The organism is Pseudomonas sp. Z003-0.4C(8344-21) (genome assembly GCF_900104975.1).
GTDB lineage: Bacteria > Pseudomonadota > Gammaproteobacteria > Pseudomonadales > Pseudomonadaceae > Aquipseudomonas > Aquipseudomonas granadensis.
The window spans coordinates 1,965,845-1,984,477 of record NZ_LT629756.1 but is presented as its reverse complement, the minus strand read 5'-3'; the positions used below and the strand labels follow the sequence as shown (position 1 = coordinate 1,984,477).

At 61.1% G+C, this 18,633-nt stretch carries 19 protein-coding genes; 2 read left to right on the top strand and 17 right to left on the bottom strand.

Translation table 11 applies throughout. The features are described from left to right. Positions 1-34 precede the first annotated feature (34 nt). The 6 genes from acpP to BLU24_RS09150 form a co-directional block, all read right to left on the bottom strand. Positions 35-271, bottom strand: coding sequence for an acyl carrier protein (acpP, locus tag BLU24_RS09175; protein WP_005892238.1), 237 nt, complete (start codon positions 269-271; stop codon positions 35-37). Positions 272-467: 196 nt separating this feature from the next. Further along, a complete protein-coding gene (fabG, locus tag BLU24_RS09170) occupies positions 468-1,211 on the bottom strand; it encodes a 3-oxoacyl-ACP reductase FabG (protein ID WP_090285198.1) in 744 nt (247 codons plus the stop codon). 16 nt (positions 1,212-1,227) lie between these two features. Then, positions 1,228-2,166: an ACP S-malonyltransferase gene (gene fabD / locus BLU24_RS09165; protein ID WP_090285200.1), complete on the bottom strand. Its 939-nt coding sequence runs from the start codon at positions 2,164-2,166 to the stop codon at positions 1,228-1,230. 123 nt (positions 2,167-2,289) lie between these two features. Then, positions 2,290-3,300, bottom strand: a complete 1,011-nt coding sequence (plsX, locus tag BLU24_RS09160; RefSeq protein WP_093099412.1) for a phosphate acyltransferase PlsX — start codon at positions 3,298-3,300, stop codon at positions 2,290-2,292. 4 nt (positions 3,301-3,304) lie between these two features. Then, positions 3,305-3,487 carry a 50S ribosomal protein L32 gene (gene rpmF / locus BLU24_RS09155; RefSeq protein WP_003179396.1) on the bottom strand — a complete coding sequence of 61 codons (183 nt, stop codon included), beginning with the start codon at positions 3,485-3,487 and terminating at the stop codon, positions 3,305-3,307. 13 nt (positions 3,488-3,500) lie between these two features. Beyond that, the gene (locus BLU24_RS09150; protein WP_003204262.1) at positions 3,501-4,028 is read right to left on the bottom strand and encodes a YceD family protein; all 528 of its coding nucleotides are present in this window, start codon (positions 4,026-4,028) and stop codon (positions 3,501-3,503) included. Positions 4,029-4,133: 105 nt separating this feature from the next. On the opposite strand from BLU24_RS09150, the gene BLU24_RS09145 reads away from it, so the two are divergent. Continuing rightward, positions 4,134-4,712, top strand: a complete 579-nt coding sequence (locus BLU24_RS09145) for a Maf family protein (protein ID WP_093099411.1) — start codon at positions 4,134-4,136, stop codon at positions 4,710-4,712. 50 nt (positions 4,713-4,762) lie between these two features. Here BLU24_RS09145 and sppA read toward each other — a convergent pair whose 3' ends face one another. The 3 genes from sppA to rluC are packed head-to-tail and all read right to left on the bottom strand — an operon-like array spanning position 4,763 to position 7,381. Then, complete coding sequence (gene sppA, locus BLU24_RS09140; RefSeq protein WP_093099410.1) at positions 4,763-5,752, bottom strand: signal peptide peptidase SppA; 990 nt, start codon at positions 5,750-5,752, stop codon at positions 4,763-4,765. Positions 5,753-5,772: 20 nt separating this feature from the next. Continuing rightward, positions 5,773-6,435: an HAD-IA family hydrolase gene (locus BLU24_RS09135; protein WP_093099409.1), complete on the bottom strand. Its 663-nt coding sequence runs from the start codon at positions 6,433-6,435 to the stop codon at positions 5,773-5,775. Next, entirely contained in the window at positions 6,422-7,381 is a 960-nt protein-coding gene (rluC, locus tag BLU24_RS09130) for a 23S rRNA pseudouridine(955/2504/2580) synthase RluC (RefSeq protein WP_093099408.1), read from the bottom strand. The genes BLU24_RS09135 and rluC overlap by 14 nt, the downstream gene beginning before the upstream one ends. Positions 7,382-8,081: 700 nt before the next feature. Between rluC and rne the strand changes: the two genes are divergently transcribed. Next, a complete protein-coding gene (gene rne / locus BLU24_RS09120; protein ID WP_093099407.1) occupies positions 8,082-11,339 on the top strand; it encodes a ribonuclease E in 3,258 nt (1,085 codons plus the stop codon). Between the two features lie 183 nt (positions 11,340-11,522). Here rne and BLU24_RS09115 read toward each other — a convergent pair whose 3' ends face one another. The 8 genes from BLU24_RS09115 to BLU24_RS09080 all read right to left on the bottom strand — a co-directional run bounded on the left by BLU24_RS09115 (position 11,523) and on the right by BLU24_RS09080 (position 18,624). After that, entirely contained in the window at positions 11,523-12,119 is a 597-nt protein-coding gene (locus BLU24_RS09115) for a nucleotidyltransferase family protein (protein WP_093099402.1), read from the bottom strand. Beyond that, positions 12,116-13,096 carry an XdhC family protein gene (locus BLU24_RS09110; RefSeq protein ID WP_093099400.1) on the bottom strand — a complete coding sequence of 327 codons (981 nt, stop codon included), beginning with the start codon at positions 13,094-13,096 and terminating at the stop codon, positions 12,116-12,118. The genes BLU24_RS09115 and BLU24_RS09110 overlap by 4 nt, the downstream gene beginning before the upstream one ends. Further along, positions 13,096-15,417 carry a xanthine dehydrogenase family protein molybdopterin-binding subunit gene (locus BLU24_RS09105; protein WP_093099398.1) on the bottom strand — a complete coding sequence of 774 codons (2,322 nt, stop codon included), beginning with the start codon at positions 15,415-15,417 and terminating at the stop codon, positions 13,096-13,098. The genes BLU24_RS09110 and BLU24_RS09105 overlap by 1 nt, the downstream gene beginning before the upstream one ends. Next, positions 15,414-15,884, bottom strand: coding sequence for a (2Fe-2S)-binding protein (locus BLU24_RS09100; RefSeq protein WP_093099396.1), 471 nt, complete (start codon positions 15,882-15,884; stop codon positions 15,414-15,416). The genes BLU24_RS09105 and BLU24_RS09100 overlap by 4 nt, the downstream gene beginning before the upstream one ends. Positions 15,885-16,197: 313 nt before the next feature. After that, positions 16,198-17,217, bottom strand: a complete 1,020-nt coding sequence (gene murB / locus BLU24_RS09095) for a UDP-N-acetylmuramate dehydrogenase (protein WP_093099394.1) — start codon at positions 17,215-17,217, stop codon at positions 16,198-16,200. Beyond that, positions 17,214-17,678 carry a low molecular weight protein-tyrosine-phosphatase gene (locus tag BLU24_RS09090; RefSeq protein ID WP_093099392.1) on the bottom strand — a complete coding sequence of 155 codons (465 nt, stop codon included), beginning with the start codon at positions 17,676-17,678 and terminating at the stop codon, positions 17,214-17,216. Before BLU24_RS09090 ends, murB begins: the two co-directional genes overlap by 4 nt. Next, positions 17,678-18,442 (bottom strand): 3-deoxy-manno-octulosonate cytidylyltransferase, encoded by a 765-nt coding sequence (gene kdsB, locus BLU24_RS09085; protein ID WP_093099390.1) that lies wholly within the window; start codon positions 18,440-18,442, stop codon positions 17,678-17,680. The genes BLU24_RS09090 and kdsB overlap by 1 nt, the downstream gene beginning before the upstream one ends. Next, entirely contained in the window at positions 18,439-18,624 is a 186-nt protein-coding gene (locus BLU24_RS09080; protein WP_003179363.1) for a Trm112 family protein, read from the bottom strand. Before BLU24_RS09080 ends, kdsB begins: the two co-directional genes overlap by 4 nt. Positions 18,625-18,633: the final 9 nt, after the last annotated feature.

Below are 18,633 nucleotides of genomic sequence, written 5' to 3'. Positions count from 1 at the left end.
TTTTTCCATGACAGCAAGCAACGATTACAAACTATTACGCCTGGTGGCTGGTAACGTAGTCGATTGCAGCTTGTACAGTAGTGATCTTCTCAGCTTCTTCGTCAGGGATTTCGGTCTCGAATTCCTCTTCCAGAGCCATCACCAGCTCAACGGTGTCAAGGGAGTCGGCACCCAGGTCTTCTACGAAGGAAGCGGTGTTGACCACTTCGTCTTCTTTAACACCCAGTTGCTCGGCAACGATTTTCTTGACGCGCTCTTCGATGGTGCTCATACCTTGTTTTCACTCCTAATGGACAAATTCAGGCAGCTGGCCAGTGGGTAAGTGTATAGAAAGACTTTTCAGTTTTTCAACTGAAAGCTTCACTCCTCAAACCCTGCAGCCCTCTGCCTATAAATAGATTGCAGCTTTATAACGGATTTTAGACAGCTCGTATGACATTTTTTTGAAGCAATCCGTCACATTTTACTCACATGTACATCCCACCGTTCACCGGGATTGTAGCCCCAGTGACGTATGCCGCACCGTCGGATGCAAGAAAAGCGACCACGGACGCGATCTCTTGAGCTTGCCCCAAACGACCCAGCGGAATCTGCGTCTGCAAGGCTTCACGCTGTGCTTCAGGCAGCTCGCGGGTCATATCGGTGTCGATGAACCCTGGGGTCACCGAGTTGACCGTAATGGAACGCGAACCGACTTCACGCGCCATCGCCCGGCTGAAACCTTCCAGACCGGCCTTGGCGGCTGCATAGTTTACTTGGCCGGCGTTGCCCATGGCACCCACCACCGAGCCAATACTGATAATTCGACCCCAACGCGCCTTGGTCATGCCGCGCAGAACGCCTTTGGACAGGCGATACAGACTGTTCAGGTTGGTATCGATCACGTCGTACCATTCATCGTCTTTCATGCGCATCATCAGGTTATCGCGGGTGATGCCGGCATTATTGACCAGAATCGCCACCGGCGCACCGAACTGCTCCTGAATGCCCGCCAGTACCGCGCTGACTGATTCGTCGCTGGTGACGTTGAGTTCGAAACCGGTGCCCTGGATACCGTTTTCCTTCAGGGTCGCGGCAATGCGCTCGGCGCCCGACGCGGAGGTCGCGGTACCGACAACGATAGCGCCCTGACGACCCAGTTCCAGCGCGATGGCCTGGCCGATACCGCGGCTTGCACCGGTGACCAGTGCAACTTTACCTTGCAGACTCATGCAAGTTTCTCCTGATTCAGGCCTGCGCTGCGCGAGCGGCAGCGAAGGCATCTGGGGTATTGAGGTTAGAAGTCGCAACGCCTTCGGCGCAACGCTTGTTCAGACCGGCCAGGACCTTGCCCGGACCGCATTCGACCAGATCGGTCGCGCCTTTGGCGGCCAGCGTCTGCACCGACTCGACCCAGCGCACTGGCTTGTAGAGCTGTTCGAGCAGATCGCGTTTGAGGGTTTCCAGGTCGGCCGGCACTTGTGCACTGACGTTCTGTACGACCGGGATCTGCGGCGCCTGCCAGTCGATGGCGGCGATGGACTCGGCAAAGCGCTCGGCGGCCGGGCGCATCAGTTCGCAGTGCGACGGCACGCTCACCGGCAGCGGCATGGCGCGCTTGGCACCACGGGCCTTGCAGCCTTCAATGGCACGTTCGACGGCAGCCTTGGCACCGGCAATCACCACTTGGCCAGGCGAGTTGAAGTTGACTGCGCTGACGACCTCACCTTGCGCCGCTTCGGCGCAGGCGGCCAGCACGTCAGCATCTTCCAGACCGAGAATGGCGGCCATGCCGCCCTGCCCGGCCGGAACCGCTTCCTGCATCAGCTGACCGCGGCGCTCAACGAGCTTGACCGCATCAGCCAGAGTCAGGCTGCCGGCAGCGACCAGCGCGCTGTATTCACCCAGGCTGTGACCGGCAACGAATGCCGGACGCGCACCACCTTCCGCCAGCCACAGGCGCCACAAGGCGATCGAGGCGGTCAGAATGGCCGGTTGGGTCTTGTCGGTTTGATTGAGCAGCTCTTCCGGGCCCTGCTGGGTCAACGCCCACAGGTCATAGCCCAGCGCAGCAGAGGCTTCTTGAAAGGTTTCGAGGATCAGCGGATGTTGCGCGCCCAGCTCGGCCAGCATGCCGAGGGACTGCGAACCCTGTCCTGGAAAGACGAATGCGAGGGAAGCAGACATGTAACAAGCCCCTAATGATCTTGTCGTCGGAAAATAACGCCCCGCTCGGGACGCCAGAAACTGACAGTTTGGATGGCCCTTTGAACCGGGCGGTCACATTTAAGCATTGTCCGACGAAAACGCCTAAGACAACAGGTCCTCCAGACGACCGTGGAGACGCTGGGGCAAGTTCTCCTGGATCTCGATCAGTGCACGGGAAATCGCGCTCTGAAAGCCCTGAACGCCGGCCGATCCGTGACTTTTCACCACGATGCCCTGCAAGCCGAGAAAGCTTGCGCCATTATGTCGCGCCGGCGCCAGATCGGCCTGCAAGCGCTTCATCAGCGGCAGCGCCAGCGCTCCTACCGCCCGCGAGGCAAGATTCTTCTTGAACAACGCTTCGATGCGCGCAGCGATCATCGTCGCCAGGCCTTCGCTGGATTTGAGCAGAATGTTGCCGACGAAACCGTCGCACACCACCACATCCGCCTCGCCACGGTACAAACCGTCGCCTTCGATGAAACCGGTGTAGTTGATGCCACGCGCCGCCTGTAACAGCGTCGCCGCCAGCTTGACCTGCTGATTGCCCTTGATGTCTTCGGTACCGATGTTCAGCAAGGCCACGCGCGGGCGATGAATGCCCAGCGTCTGCGCCGCCACCGAGCCCATTACGGCGAACTGCAACAGATGTTCGGCGCTGCAATCGACGTTGGCGCCCAGATCAAGCAACTGACAATAGCCAGTCTGCGTCGGGATCGCGGCGACCATTGCCGGACGATCAATGCCCGGCAAGGTCTTCAGCACGAACCGCGACAACGCCATCAACGCACCTGTATTGCCGGCGCTGACACAGGCCTGAACCTTGCCGTCACGCAACAATTCGAGGGCGACACGCATCGACGAGTCCGGTTTGCCACGCAGCGCCTGGGTCGGCTTTTCGTCCATGGTGATGACTTCGCTGGCCGGTACAATCGTCAGGCGCGCGCGATCGGCAGCCGATTGGCCGTTGATCAGTTCTTCAAGAAGGGAAGGTTGACCGACGAGGGTCAGGTGCAGCGAGGGCGTAGCAGACAGGCAAGCAAGGCTGGCCTGAACAATGCTGCGGGGACCGAAGTCCCCGCCCATTGCGTCAATCGCGATGACTTGAGCAGACAAGTGATTACTCGTCAGCGCCCTTGTCGATCACTTTACGGCCACGGTACACGCCTTCTGGCGATACGTGGTGACGCAGGTGAACTTCACCGGTGGTTTTTTCTACAGACAGGGTGCTAGCCTCGAGAGCGTCGTGCGAACGGCGCATGTCACGGGCAGAGCGGGATTTTTTGTTCTGCTGAACAGCCATAATTGATTAACTCCTAAACGTTTGGGTCACGCTTTAACTGCGCCAATACACTGAACGGGTTGGACCGCGTTACCTCGTCCTCGCTCGGTTCGGGCTCATCTGCTCCCGCCGGCTGCTGGCATTCTTCCGGATGATGAGCAGGCACAATGGGCAAGGCGAGCAAAAGCTCCTCCTCGATCAGTGACTGCAGATCCAATGGATCTTCGCCCAGTTCCAGCACGTCATAACCTTTCGGCAACGACTGGGTATTCGCACCCTCCTTCACCACGGCGTAACTGCATTCGCTGTGGATCGGCAGGGTGACCAGCTCAAGACAACGCTGGCAAACCATTTTGACTTCGGTGTCGATAAAGCTGTGGATCACCACAGATTTACGTTCATCTCGTTCAAAAACGAATTTGGCCTGCACCGTACCGACATCGTCGGAAAGCGGGTCGCAGAGTCTCTTCAAATCGGCCAGCAGCAGTTCACCTTGAAGGGTGGTGCCACGGTCAGCCAATTTGCGCGGGTCAACGTGAGGTGGAATCGGGTCATTCAACATAGGCGCAGCATTATAGGGATGCACCCACCCATGTCAAAGGAAATTGTGCCCTGTCCGTCACTTGCGTGCCTCCGCTAGAATCCGCACCTGCCTGAGGAGACGTCCATGCTGCCTTTATTACTTGCTTCAAGCTCGACCTATCGACGCGAATTGCTCGCTCGCCTGCACTTGCCGTTCGTCTGCAGCTCGCCGGACATCGACGAAAGCCACCGTCCCGGCGAGCGAGCCATCGACCTGGTCAAACGCCTCGCCGAGGAAAAAGCGCGGGCATTGGCCGACAGCCATCCGGACCATCTGATTATCGGCTCGGACCAGGTTGCCGTACTCGGCGAGCAGATCATCGGCAAGCCGCACACCTTCGAGAAGGCTCGCGAGCAACTGCTCGCCGCGAGCGGCAGTCGCGTAACCTTTCTGACCGGCCTGGCCCTGCTCAACAGCCAGACCGGCCACTGCCAGGTCGACTGCGTGCCGTTCACCGTGCACATGCGCCAACTCGAGCCAGCGCGCATCGAGCGCTATCTGCACCTCGAACAGCCTTACGACTGCGCCGGCAGCTTCAAGGCCGAAGGCCTCGGCGTGAGCCTGTTCCAGTCCACCGAAGGCCCGGACGCCACCAGCCTGGTCGGCCTGCCGCTGATTCGCCTGATCGACATGCTGCTGGCCGAAGGCGTGCAGATTCCCTGACCCAGAAAAAAACCGGCCATTGAAGGCCGGTTTTTTTCTACAGCGAAGGCTTATCGCAACGATGGACCGTGGAATCCCATCCACATCGCCAACTGCTCGGCCACACTGGCGCCGAGCTTTTTCGAGAAGCGATCGAACGGCGATTCCTGGACGGTGAAGTCCACCAACTCCTTCTCGCCAATCACGTCACGCGCAACCGAACTGGCACTGCCCAGACCGTCGATCAGACCCAGCGGCAGCGCTTGCTCGCCTGACCAGACCAGACCGGAGAACAGTTCCGGATGCTCTTTGTCCTTCAAGCGATCGCCACGACCCTGCTTGACGCTGTTGATGAACTGCTTGTGCGTGGTATCCAGCACACTCTGCCAGAAAGCCGTTTCTTCAGGCTTCTGCGGCTGGAACGGATCAAGAAACGCCTTGTGCTCGCCCGACGTGTAGGTGCGACGCTCGACGCCGAGCTTTTCCATGGTACCGACAAAGCCGTAACCGGCTGCCGTTACACCAATCGAACCGACCAGACTGGCCTTGTCGGCGTAGATCTGATCGGCCGCGCTGGCGATGTAGTAGGCCCCGGAAGCACCAAGATCGGAAATCACCGCATACAACTTGATCTCTGGATGCAGACCGCGCAGCCGCTTGATTTCGTCATAGACATAACCCGACTGCACCGGACTGCCGCCAGGACTGTTGATGCGCAGGATCACGCCCTTGACCTTCTTGTCCTCGAATGCCGCGCGCAGGCTACCGACGATATTGTCGGCACTCGCGGGTTCTTTATCCGCGATCACGCCGTCAATTTCGATCAGTGCCGTGTAGTTCGGGCCGCGCGTGGCGCTCTTTTCCATATCCATCAGCGGCGTGAACAGCAGCAATGCAACAAACAGATAAACAAACGTCAGCAGCTTGAAGAAAATCCCCCAGCGCCGCGAGCGACGTTGTTCCTGCACGCCCGCGAGCAAGGTTTTTTCCAGCAGCTTCCAGCTTTTCGCGTCACCGTCGTCGGCACTTGCCTTGGCCGGTGCTTTCCATTCGTCGGTCATGCCATCACCCCAAAAACGTATTAAGCCTGCTGTCCCAGCCAGGCATGCAATTCAGAAAACCGGTCGATCGACAGCAGCGGCTCGAACTGTTGCAACGATTCGATCGACTGCGCGCCATAACTGACGGCTACCGAGCCCATTCCCGCGTTGCGCGCCATCAGCAGATCGAAGGACGAATCCCCCACCATCAGCGCCTGCTCGGCCCGCACACCGCAATGTGCGAGGATCTGCTCCAACATCAGAGGGTGCGGTTTGCTGGCGGTTTCATCGGCGGCGCGGGTGATATCGAAATAATCTTCCCAGCCATTGGCCTTGAGCACGCGATCAAGCCCGCGGCGGTTCTTGCCGGTCGCTACCGCCAGGTGATAACCCTGCTCGCGAAACGACGCCATCGATTCGATGACACCCTCGAACAACGGCGAAGGCACGGCTTCGGCAGCGATATAGTGATCGGCGTAGTACTCGCGAAACGCGGTCATTTCGGCATCGCTGATCTCCGGGTACAAGGTGCGAATCGCCTCTGGCAAACCCAGACCAATGATGCCCTTGACTGCGAAATCATCGCGCAGCTCGAAGCCGGAACGCCCGGATGCAGAGTGCATGGCCTCCACAATCCGGTGAATGGAATCGGCCAGCGTGCCGTCCCAGTCGAAAATCAACAGTTTGTAATCAGGGTGCTGCACTCAGGCGCTCCACAGTCTTGGCCCACATCTCATCGACCGGGGCCTGCAAGGTCAGCTTGCCGCCATCGGGCAGCGGCACGGTCAGCATGTAGGCGTGCAGGAACAGGCGCTTGCCGCCCAGATCGCGAATTTCCCTGGTGAAATCGTCGTCGCCGTACTTGCTGTCGCCGGCAATGCAATGCCCGGCGTGCAAGGTATGCACGCGAATCTGGTGCGTACGACCGGTGACCGGCTTGGCCTCGACCATGGTGGCGAAATCACCGAAGCGGCGCAGCACCTTGAACACGGTCAGGGCTTCCTTGCCTTCATCGTTGACTTCGACCATGCGCTCGCCGGAGCGCAGATTGCTCTTGAGCAACGGCGCACTGACCTGCTTGATTGAAGTGGCCCAGTTACCGCGAACCAGCGCCATGTAGCGCTTGTCGACGCCGTCGCCACGCAGTTTTTCGTGCAGGTGACGCAGCATGCTGCGCTTCTTGGCAATCATCAGCAGGCCAGACGTGTCACGGTCGAGACGGTGAACCAGCTCCAGCTCTTTCGCGTCGGGACGCAACTGACGAAAGGCTTCGATCACGCCAAAATTCAAGCCGCTGCCACCGTGAACAGCAATGCCCGCGGGCTTGTTGATCACGATCAGCGCCTTGTCTTCGTAGATGATCGAGGCCTCGAGACGCTGCAGCAGCCCCTGGGCCAGCGGCACCGGCTCATCGCGCTCAGGCACGCGCACCGGCGGCACGCGCACGATATCGCCGGCCTGCAGCTTGTATTCGGGCTTGATCCGGCCTTTGTTCACACGCACTTCGCCTTTGCGCAAAATGCGGTAAATCAAGGTCTTGGGCACGCCTTTGAGCCGGGCGAGGAGGAAATTGTCGATTCGTTGGCCGGCATACTCCGGCGAGACTTCAAGCAGTTGAACGCCTGGAGTCGAAGGGGCAGTAGTTGTCATGCCGCGGATGATAACAATTTTTATGGAATTGAAGCACTTAATCATTGCTGCTATAGTCGCGAACGCCGCCAAAAGCGGCCTGGACAGAGGAATCACGGTCAAAGACCGGCCCTGACCAACGCAATTCACCAGGGCGCGAGGCCGTCCTACGGGGCTTTCGCTACGTAACGGTGGAGTTTGCAGTTGTAACGAGCGCAGGTGACATGAGGCCTGAATCACACCGCCGAGCAGCGTTTCCAATCGCCCGGCAGGCAAATATTCGAGGCCAGTTCACAAAGTGCAGTCAGCTGCGAATGACCCCGAGCGAGCGCTTCGGAAACATCGCCTGAATTAGCCATGATGCGTGACCTCCCCTTTCGGAGCTCACGGTAAATGCCAACCCGCTGCGGATTCTGCGCGCGGCAGCACCCGAATTATCAGGGATACGTGTAGGGTGGAGATGCACAACCGCCGGACTGTGTAGCAACAAGCTTTTATCAAGACGCTTCATCTCGTCCACAGCCGCTGGTTGATTCCTCCTCCTGACTGAGTGCTTAAGTAGCCACAGCAAGCAGGACGCGTACGTCGCGGTATCGGCCCAATTGGCCTGACATCGCTGGACACGGGAATGGCCAACCACTCCCGACGCACCTGACACCGACCGTGAGAAGTCGTGTGTGCCGAACGCCGTTTCCGGCAGCCCGGAAACCGACGGTACTACATGAAAAGAATGCTGATTAACGCAACTCAACCCGAAGAGTTGCGTGTTGCACTGGTAGATGGCCAGCGCCTCTACGACCTGGACATCGAATCCGGTGCACGCGAGCAGAAGAAGGCCAATATCTATAAAGGCCGCATCACTCGCATCGAACCAAGCCTTGAGGCTGCCTTTGTCGATTTCGGCTCCGAGCGCCACGGCTTCCTGCCCCTCAAAGAAATCTCCCGCGAATACTTCAAGAAAGCCCCCGAAGGCCGCGTCAACATCAAGGACGTCCTGAGCGAAGGCCAGGAAGTCATCGTTCAGGTCGAAAAAGAAGAACGTGGCAACAAGGGCGCGGCCCTGACCACCTTCATCAGCCTGGCCGGTCGCTACCTCGTACTGATGCCGAACAACCCGCGTGCCGGTGGCATCTCCCGTCGCATTGAAGGCGAAGAGCGCAACGAACTGCGTGAAGCGCTGAACGGCCTGGTTGCACCGGCCGACATGGGTCTGATCGTGCGCACTGCCGGCCTTGGCCGCAGCAGCGAAGAAATGCAGTGGGACCTCGATTACCTGCTGCAACTGTGGACCGCCATCAAAGAAGCCTCGCTGGATCGCTCCGCGCCGTTCCTGATCTATCAGGAAAGCAACGTGATCATCCGCGCGATCCGCGACTACCTGCGCCAGGACATCGGCGAAGTGCTGATCGACAGCGTTGAAGCCCAGGACGAAGCCCTGACCTTCATCCGCCAGGTGATGCCGCAGTACGCCAGCAAGATCAAGCTGTACGAAGACAGCGTACCGCTGTTCAACCGGTTCCAGATCGAAAGCCAGATCGAGACCGCCTTCCAGCGCGTCGTCGAATTGCCTTCCGGCGGCTCCATCGTCATCGATCCGACCGAAGCCCTGGTGTCCATCGACATCAACTCGGCACGCGCCACCAAAGGCAGCGACATCGAAGAAACCGCCCTGCAGACCAACCTTGAAGCCGCCGAAGAAATCGCCCGTCAGTTGCGCCTGCGCGACATCGGCGGCCTGATCGTCATCGACTTCATCGACATGACTCCGGCCAAAAACCAGCGCGCCGTGGAAGAAAAAGTCCGCGAATGCCTGGAAGCCGACCGTGCCCGCGTGCAGATCGGCCGCATCTCGCGCTTCGGCCTGCTGGAAATGTCCCGTCAGCGTCTGCGTCCATCGCTGGGCGAAAGCAGCGGCATCGTCTGCCCGCGTTGCAACGGTACCGGCATCATCCGTGACGTTGAATCGCTGTCGCTGGCGATCCTGCGCCTGATCGAAGAAGAAGCCCTGAAAGACCGCACCGCCGAAGTCCGTGCCCAGGTGCCGATCCCGGTCGCTGCGTTCCTGCTCAACGAAAAACGCAACTCGATCACCAAGATCGAACTGCGTACCCGTGCCCGTATCGTCATTCTGCCGAACGATCACCTGGAAACGCCGCACTTCGAAGTCCAGCGTCTGCGTGACGACAGCCCCGAAGCCGCGACCAACCAGTCCAGCTACGAAATCGCTGCCGCCGCTGCCGAAGTCGAAGAAGTCCAGCCAGCCGCTGCGACCCGCACTCTGGTTCGCCAGGAAGCCGCGGTCAAGACGGCCCCGGCCCGCGCCAACGCGCCGGTGCCAACCGAAGTCGCTCCAGCCGCCCCTGCTCCGGCCCCGGTGGCCGCGCCAGAGCCAAGCCTGTTCAAGGGCCTGGTGAAATCGCTGGTCAGCCTGTTCGCCACCAAGGAAGAGCCTGCCGCTCCGGTCGCCGTGGAAAAACCGGCTGCCGAACGTCCGGCGCGCAATGAAGAGCGTCGCAACGGTCGTCAGCAGAGCCGCAACCGTAACGGTCGCCGCGATGAAGAACGCAAGCCGCGCGAAGAGCGTGCACCGCGTGAAGAACGCGCCCCACGTGAACCGCGTGAAGAGCGTCAGCCACGTGAAGCCCGTGAAGTACGCGAGCCTCGCGAAGCTCGCAGCGAAGCGCCGGCCGCCCGTGAAGAACGCGCGCCACGTGCACCGCGTGAAGAACGTGCCCCGCGTGCGCCGCGTGAAGACCGCAAGCCTCGCGGCGAGCGTGAAGAACGCGTACGTGAACTGCGTGAGCCACTGGACGCCATTCCAGCGGTAGCCGCTGCCGCCGCCGTCACCACTGAAGAGCGTCCGGCCCGCCAGCCACGCGAAGAACGCGCACCGCGTCCGCCGCGTGAAGAACGCCAGCCACGTGCCGAACAGGCCGCTGCTGCCGTCGCCGAAGAAGAAGTGATCAGCAACGAAGAGCAACTGCCGGAAGACGGTCAGGACAGCGCCGAAGGCGACCGTCCACGTCGTCGCTCGCGCGGTCAGCGTCGTCGCAGCAACCGTCGTGAGCGTCAGCGTGATGCCAACGGCAACGTGATCGAAGGTTCGGAAGAATCCGAATCCGGCGAAAACGCTGGCGAGCCAAGCACTGCCGATCTGGCTGCCGGCCTGGCCGTCACCGCCGCCGTTGCCAGCAGCGCGATCAGCGCTCCGGCCGAAGCACAGGCGCACGAGCAAGCCGAACGCGCCACCGCTGCCACACTGGAAACTGCTCCAGTCGAAGCGCCGGTTGTCGAAGCCAACACCCCGGTGGAGGTGACTGCCTCGCCGGAAATCGAAGTGGCCCCGGTCCGCGAAGCTCAGCCTCAGGTTGAAGTGCCCGCTGAACCAGAAGCTGCTGTTGAAGCGCCAGTTGCAATCAGTGAACCAGCAACTGAAACCGTCGCTGAAACCGTAACCGAAAGCGTGCGTGAAGTGCGCGAAGAGCAGACTGCCTTCAACTGGACTGCCGAGCCTGCGAAGACCGAAGCGCCAGCGCCAGTCGCTGAAGCAGAAGTTGCAGAGGCGATGGTTTCCGAGCCAGTCGTCGCGGCCGCCGAGCCGGCCCCGGCGCCAGTGGTTGAAGCGCCGGTTGTCGAGGCCCCTGCCGTCGTCGAAGCGCCAGCCGCGGTGGTTGAAGCACCAGCTCCGGTCAGCGCTCTGACGCCAAACGGTCGCGCACCGAACGATCCGCGTGAAGTGCGTCGTCGCAAGCGTGAAGCCGAGCGTCTGCAGAAGGAAGCCGAACTGGCCGCCACTGCGGCGCCAGTGGTTGCCGAACCCGCCGCTGCTACCGAAGTGATCGAGGCAGCACCTGCCCCGGTTGCCGAGGAAGCATCGGTTGAAGCAGTAATCGCCGAGGCACCGCGTTCCGTACAGGACGCGGTCGAGCAACGCGAAGAGGCCGAGGAAAAAGAGCACGAGCCTAAACCTTTCGTGTAATTTCCCAAGCCGTTAAAAAGCCCCGCCCGGTGTAAGCCTGGCGGGGCTTTTTTATGCCTTCAATTTATGCCTGCCCCTGTAGGAGTGAGCCTGCTCGCGATAGCGGAGTGTCAGTCGACAAACATTTAGCTGAACCACCGCTATCGCGAGCAGGCTCACTCCTACAAGGGATCCATGCATGAATCAGGAACGGGCAAAGACCAGCGCCTCAGGCACGTCGACATCCCAAAGCACGCCGGGATCATCCACCGCCACCTCAACCACCCTTCCCTGAGCGAACAGCGGCCTGGCACCCCGATCACCGGACAAACCGGACAACGCCGGGCCAAACGAACGCCCAAACCCCACCGGATGGCCAAACTCACCACCCAGCACGGGCACACTCACCGCGTCATCAGCCATCGCCGCAACCACCCGCTCGGTACTTGACGACAGAATAAACGGCATGTCCCCCAGCACGATCAACCAGCCATCCGCATCGGCACACGCAGCGACACCTGCGGCAATACTGTCGCCCATGCCGGTCGACTCGATCGAAACAACGTCACAGCCATAAGCCTGGGCCATGCGCATCGCCTGCGGCCGCGCCTCGGTCGTGACCAATACGCGCTTATCGAGTTCCGCTGGCAAGCTCACCAGCACCTGCTCGATCACCGAGCGCATCGCGCCATCGCGCCCGGTGCAGTCAGCGAGCAATTTGTCCTTGTCGGGACCGGCAATCTGGCGAAAACGACTGCCCTCGCCTGCTGCCAACACAATCACTGCGATGGATCGGCTCATGCACCCTCCAGCGGTTTCTTCTGCTTCAACTCCACGCCGTTCTTGATCGCGACGATCTCCGCCAGCAGCGACAACGCAATCTCGGCCGGCGAGTGACTGCCGATGTGCAGACCGATCGGCCCGTGCAAGCGATCGATGGCCGCTTGGGACAAGCCTAGCTGAGCCAGATTCTCTCGGCGTTTCTGACTGTTGACCCGCGACCCCAGCGCGCCGACGTAAAACGCCGGCGAATCCAGCGCCGTCAGCAGGGCCATGTCATCCAGACGCGGATCGTGGGTCAGCGCAACAATTGCGGTGCGCTCATCGGTCTGAATGCTCAGCACCGCGTCATCCGGCATGCCCGGTACAAACCGCCCATGCTGTTCTTCCCAACCATAGGCGAACTCGGTGCGCGGATCGCAGATCAGCACTTCGAAATCCAGCAGCCGTGCCATGTCCGCCACGTAGCGCGACAACTGCCCGGCGCCGATCAGCAGCAGACGCCAGCGCGGGCCATAGATGGCTCGCAACGTCTTGCCATCGAATACCAGCGAATCGCTTTTACTGGCGGGCGCAAGCGTCACTTCGCCGGTTTCGATGTTCAGTTCGCGGGCGACGATCTGGTGATCTTCGCAACGGGCGAGCAGCCCTTCGACCCACGCCGGATCGCCAACGCGCTCCTCGGTCAGGCGCAAGGTACCGCCGCACGGCAAACCGAAACGCGCCGCCTCCTCACGCGTCACGCCGTAGGTAATCAACTGCACCGGCGGGCCATCGATGGCGATGCGACCATCGTGCAGGCGGGCGATCAGGTCATCCTCGACACAACCGCCCGACACCGAACCGATCACCACGCCGTCCTCGCGCAAGGCGAGCATGGCACCCGGCGACCGCGGGGCGGTGCCCCAAGTTTGCACCACGCTGAACAGCACCACCCGCTGGCCAGCGCGGCGCCATTCAAGCACGCTGCGCAGGACATTCAGATCGACGCTGTCCATTACGCTTGCGCCTTCTGCCAGTCCTGCAACTGATAGCGCACGGGCAGGTTACGGATGCGTTTACCAGTGGCAGCGAAGATCGCGTTGCACAAGGCCGGCGCAATCGGCGGCACGCCTGGCTCGCCAACGCCGCCCAACGGCACATCGCCCGGCGGCGTAACCAGATGCACGGCGACTTCTTTCGGCGCCAACGACATGCGCGCCACTTCATACATATGGAAATTGTCCTGCTGGACCTTGCCGTCCTTGAAGCTGATTTCACCCAGTACCGCGTTGCCCAGGCCCATTACACAGGCGCCTTCGAACTGCGAGCGGATGCGCTCGGGGTTGATCTGCGGTCCGCAATCCACGGCAATGTCGGCTTTGTGCACGATCAGCGTGCCATCGTCCTTGACCTCGACTTCGATCACCGCCGCCACGTAAGTGACGAAGCTGTAGTGCACCGCCAGGCCAAGACCGCGGCCCTTGGGAAATTTGCGCCCCCAACCGGCTGCCTTCGCTGCGGTTTCCAGCACGGTGCGCATGCGTCCGGTGTCAATCGGATAGCGCTCGGGGGACTCGCCGTAGTTCCACTCTTCGCTCAAGGTGCGCGGGTCGATCTGGCGATCGGCGCCGAGCAGTTTGATCTGATACTTCAGCGGGTCTTCGCCGGCCTTGTGCGCCAGTTCGTCGACGAAACTCTGGATCGCGAAACCATGGGGAATGTTCGACACCGAGCGATACCAGCCCACCCGCGTGTGCACCTTGGCTTCGGGGTTTTCCAGACGCACGTTGGGAATCGCGTAGGCCATGTTGGTGAAGCCCATGCCCAGTTCGAACGCCGCTTCATGGTTCATGTCCGGGGCGAACAATGCGGTGATGCTCGGCGCTACGGTGCGGTGCAACCAGCCAGAGGGCATGCCGTCCTTGCCGACGGCGGCCTTGAGGTACTCGGCCGACACGGTATGGAAATACGAATTATGGATGTCGTCTTCGCGCGTCCACTGCACACGCACAGCCTTGCCCGGAAACTCCTTGGCGAGGATTGCCGCTTCAACGACGAAGTCCGGCTTCGACTTGCGACCGAAACCGCCGCCAAGCAAGGTGACATTGAAGGTGACGTTGTCGAACGGCACGCCAAGACGTTCGGCGATGCGCTCGCGGGTCACTTGCGGGGCCTGACTCGGCGCCCAGGCTTCGCAGATGCCCTTGTCGAAACGCGCAATGGCGACCATCGGTTCCATCGGTGCCTGCGCCAGATGCGGCAGGTAGTAAGACGCCTCCAGGGTGCTGGCCGCGCCGCTCAACGCCTTGTCGATATCGCCGGTGTTGCGCACCACTTTGCCGGGCTTCAACGACGCCGCTTCCAGCTCCTTGCGATAGGCGATCGAGTCATAACTGGCGTTCGGGCCGTCGTCCCACTCGATCTTCAGCGCTTCACGGCCTTTGATTGCCGCCCAGGTATTGCTGGCAACGACTGCCACGCCACCCAATGGCTGGAATTCCGATGGCAACGGACGAGGTTCGATCCGGACCACTTTGAGTACGCCCGGCACCTTCAGTGCGGCGCTGTCATCCAGCGACTTGACCTTGCCGCCGTACACCGCCGGGCGCGCAATGGTGGCGTACAGCATGCCGTCGAAGTGCACGTCGGCACCGTAGACCGCACGCCCGTTGACGATGTCGTCACCGTCGATGGCCTTGTTGCTTTCCTTGCCGATGTAGCGAAATTCCGCCGGCTGCTTGAGGCGCAGGGTGTCACGCGCCGGTACGGCCAAGGCACTGGCAGCCGCGGCAAGTTCGCCATAGCCCAGCTCACGGCCGGAAGGTTTGTGCACGACTTTATGCAACTGCGCGTGGCATTCACCGACCGGCACTTTCCACTGCGCCGCCGCAGCCTGCTCGAGCATGGTTCGCGCGGCCGCGCCGCAACGGCGCATCGGCTCGTACCAGTGGCGCATGCTGCGTGAGCCGTCGGTGTCCTGGTTGCCGAAGCGCACTTCATCACCCGGCGCCTGCTGCACCTTGACTCGCGCCCAGTCGGCTTCCAGTTCATCGGCGACGACCATCGTGAGACTGGTGCGCACGCCCTGGCCCATTTCCGAACGGTTGCAGACCACGGTGACAGTGCCGTCGGCGGCAATGCTCACATAGACTTTCGGATCGTCGATCCAGCCATTGGGCATGCCGTCGGCGCCAAACTGCTTGGGCTTGTCTTCGGCCAGCGCGTCCTGCCAGCCCCAACTCGCGGCCAACACCAGCGCACCGGTGGCGCCGACGCCTTTGAGGAAACCGCGGCGGCTGAGGTTGCTCAGGGCGAAATCGTTCGGCAGGCGGCTCATGCCTTGGCCTCCTTCAGGTGAGTGGAGGCCTGGCGAATCGCAGTCTTGATCCGGTTATATGTACCGCAGCGACAAATGTTGCCGACCATGGCTTCTTCGATTTGTGCGTCACTCGGGTTTGGGTTGGTCTTGAGCAATGCCGTGGCTGACATGATCTGCCCGCCCTGGCAGTAACCACATTGCGCCACCGCGCTGTCGAGCCAGGCTTGCTGGACGATTTTGCCGATCGGGTCGGCGTGCAGGTTATCGATGGTGGTGACGTTCTGCCCGATCACCGAACCGATCGGGGTGATGCAACTGCGCGCGGGGGCGCCGTCGATATGAATGGTGCACGCGCCGCACAGGCCCATGCCGCAGCCGAACTTGGTACCGTTGTAACCGGCGACATCGCGAATCGCCCAGAGCAGCGGCATGTCTTCGGTGACATCGAGGGAGTGGTCTTGACCGTTGAGTTTCAGGGTAATCATGGGCACGCCCGCATATTTTTCGTGGTTATCGGGTCGAGCAATCTGCCGCCGGAAAATCAGCGGTGGGTTCGCGCAGATCGACTCAGGCTAATCAGGCTCTCTTGTGCTGAGCAGAACGTCTGCACCGGGCCTTTGGTGGAGCAAATGGTTGGTATCGTTAGCTGACTAAGTTAACCCAGCATTAACAAAAAAGCCCTGCTGAAACAGGGCTATTTAGCTGCGAGCTTTTAGCTACGAGCTGCAAGTAAAAGCAGTAGCTGATTCACTGAACAGATTGTAGCTTGCCGCTTGAAGCTCGCAGCTTGAAGCTGCCTCAATACCGATTGGGCTCCATTTCCAGCTCGACATTGAACCGCTCGGCAATGTCTTTCTGGATACGCTGCGCCAGACTCAGCAGTTGCAGACCGGTAGCGTTGCCGTAGTTGACCAGCACCAGCGCCTGCAACTTGTGCACGCCGGCGTCACCGTCGCGAAAACCTTTCCAGCCGGCGCGTTCGATCAGCCAGCCAGCGGCGAGCTTCATTTGCCCGTCTGCCTGCGCATACGCCACGACGTCCGGATGTTCCTGCTTGATCTGCGCGACTTGCGCCGCGGATACCAGTGGATTCTTGAAGAAGCTGCCGGCATTGCCGAGCACCGCAGGGTCGGGCAGTTTTTCGCTGCGGATGCTGCAGATCGCGCGGCTGACATCGCTCGGCGTTGGCTGCTCGATGCCCTGTTCGGTCAGGCGCTGGCGCACCGGGCCGTATTCCAGATGCAACTGCGCGCCGCGATCAAGCTTGAAGCGCACGCGTAGAATCAGCCAGCGTCCCGGCTGCTGCTTGAACAGGCTGTCGCGGTAAGCGAAGTTGCATTCTTCGAGGCTGAAATCGCGCAATTCGCCGGTCTGCCGATCCAGCGCAGTGAGGCCGGCAAATACGTCCTTGATCTCAACGCCGTAAGCACCAATGTTTTGCATCGGCGCCGCGCCGACCGTGCCGGGAATCAGGCTGAGGTTTTCCAGACCGGAAAACCCCAGCGCCAGCGTATGCAAAACAAACGGATGCCATGGTTCGCCGGCCTCAGCTTCGATGACCACGCGGCTGCCGTCATCGCTGAGTACGCGGATCCCACGCGTCGCCATGCGCAGGACCAGCGCCACAATATCCGCCGTCAGCAGCAGATTGCTGCCGCCGCCGATCACCAACAGCGGCACGTCGTGCGCCGTGGCATAGGCCAGCGCTTCACGGACATCGTCGTCGCTGTGGGCTTCGGCGAACAGTTGCGCACGCACCTCAACGCCAAAACTGTTGAACGGTTTCAGGGAAACCTGCGCTTGCACCGGCAGACTCATAAGCGCCCCTTCACTTCGATCAACAGTTGGTCACAGGCTGCTTCGATCAGATCCAGCACCTGCTCGAAGCCCTGATCGCCGTCGTAATACGGATCGGGCACTTCGTCGACCAGCCCGGCATAGCGGCGCAGGAACAGATCCAGTTCGGCCTTGCCGGTGGCCGGCTGCAACGCCTTGAGGTTGCGCAGGTTACTGTTGTCCATGGCCAGAATCAGGTCGTAACTGGCGAAATCGGCGCGGCTGACCTGCTGCGCACGTTGCAGCGACAAGTCGTAGCCGCGCACTTTGGCTGCAGCCTGGCTGCGCTTGTCTGGCGGGTTGCCAACATGCCAGTCACCGGTGCCGGCGGAGGCCACTTCGACCTGATCCGCCAGCCCCGCTGCTCGCAGCTTGTGACGCAACACACCTTCAGCGGTGGGCGAACGGCAAATGTTGCCCAGGCACACGAACAGAACGCGCATCAGGCCCCCAGCAGGCGACGAACGCGTTCGAGGTCTTCGACGGTGTCGACACCGGTCGGCGGCGCGGTCAACGCATCGGCGACGTGAATGCGCACGCCGTGCCACAGTGCACGCAGTTGCTCGAGGGATTCGGTGTTTTCCAGCCAGCATGGGCCCCAGTTGACGAAGTCCTGGAGGAACCCGGCGCGATAGGCGTAGATGCCGATGTGGCGGCGGTATGGCACGCCTTCCGGCAGGTGCTCGCGACTTTTGGCGAACGCATCGCGGGCCCATGGCAAGGTGGCGCGACTGAAGGTCAGCGCGAGGCCATTGATGTCGCTGGCGACCTTGACCACATTCGGGTTGAACAAGGTTTCCACGTCTTCGATCGGCTCGGCCAGTGTGGCCATGCGCGCTTCGGTGTGGGCGGCAAGATTGGCCGCGACCTGATCGATCACGCTGGGTGGAATCAGCGGCTCGTCGCCCTGCACGTTGACCACGATCGCATCGGGCTCGAGGCCCAGCTTCGCGGCGACTTCGGCCAGACGATCAGTGCCGGAATTGTGATCCTCACGGGTCAGCACCACTTCGGCACCAAAGCCCTTGCAGGCCTCGACGATGCGCGCATCGTCAGTCGCCACCACCACACGGGTGGCGCTGCTTTTGCTCGCCTGCTCCCAGACGTGCTGGATCATCGGCTTGCCGGCAATATCCAGCAGCGGCTTGCCCGGCAGACGCGTCGAGGCATAGCGCGAGGGGATCACAACGGTGAAGGCAGTGCTCATTTATCCAGGCGCTCGTCGGTGGTCAGGGTGCGGGCTTCGCTTTCCAGCATCACCGGGATGCCGTCGCGGATCGGGTACGCGAGGCCAGCGCCCTTGCTGATCAGTTCGGTCTTGTCAGCGCTGAGCTTGAGCGGACCTTTGCACACAGGGCAGGCGAGGATGTCGAGCAGTTTGGTGTCCATGAGCATTCC

Coding starts and splice junctions, on each gene's coding strand:
- BLU24_RS09080 (WP_003179363.1), bottom strand. CDS start 18,624: ATGGACACCAAACTGCTCGACATCCTCGCCTGCCCTGTGTGCAAAGGT.
- sppA (WP_093099410.1), bottom strand. CDS start 5,752: ATGACCGACGAATGGAAAGCACCGGCCAAGGCAAGTGCCGACGACGGT.
- BLU24_RS09105 (WP_093099398.1), bottom strand. CDS start 15,417: ATGAGCCGCCTGCCGAACGATTTCGCCCTGAGCAACCTCAGCCGCCGC.
- murB (WP_093099394.1), bottom strand. CDS start 17,217: ATGAGTCTGCCGGTGCAAGCGCAGGTTTCCCTGAAACCGTTCAACAGT.
- acpP (WP_005892238.1), bottom strand. CDS start 271: ATGAGCACCATCGAAGAGCGCGTCAAGAAAATCGTTGCCGAGCAACTG.
- BLU24_RS09150 (WP_003204262.1), bottom strand. CDS start 4,028: ATGTTGAATGACCCGATTCCACCTCACGTTGACCCGCGCAAATTGGCT.
- BLU24_RS09115 (WP_093099402.1), bottom strand. CDS start 12,119: ATGAGCCGATCCATCGCAGTGATTGTGTTGGCAGCAGGCGAGGGCAGT.
- BLU24_RS09090 (WP_093099392.1), bottom strand. CDS start 17,678: ATGCGCGTTCTGTTCGTGTGCCTGGGCAACATTTGCCGTTCGCCCACC.
- BLU24_RS09110 (WP_093099400.1), bottom strand. CDS start 13,096: ATGGACAGCGTCGATCTGAATGTCCTGCGCAGCGTGCTTGAATGGCGC.
- kdsB (WP_093099390.1), bottom strand. CDS start 18,442: ATGAGCACTGCCTTCACCGTTGTGATCCCCTCGCGCTATGCCTCGACG.
- fabG (WP_090285198.1), bottom strand. CDS start 1,211: ATGAGTCTGCAAGGTAAAGTTGCACTGGTCACCGGTGCAAGCCGCGGT.
- BLU24_RS09100 (WP_093099396.1), bottom strand. CDS start 15,884: ATGATTACCCTGAAACTCAACGGTCAAGACCACTCCCTCGATGTCACC.
- BLU24_RS09145 (WP_093099411.1), top strand. CDS start 4,134: ATGCTGCCTTTATTACTTGCTTCAAGCTCGACCTATCGACGCGAATTG.
- rpmF (WP_003179396.1), bottom strand. CDS start 3,487: ATGGCTGTTCAGCAGAACAAAAAATCCCGCTCTGCCCGTGACATGCGC.
- fabD (WP_090285200.1), bottom strand. CDS start 2,166: ATGTCTGCTTCCCTCGCATTCGTCTTTCCAGGACAGGGTTCGCAGTCC.
- rluC (WP_093099408.1), bottom strand. CDS start 7,381: ATGACAACTACTGCCCCTTCGACTCCAGGCGTTCAACTGCTTGAAGTC.
- rne (WP_093099407.1), top strand. CDS start 8,082: ATGAAAAGAATGCTGATTAACGCAACTCAACCCGAAGAGTTGCGTGTT.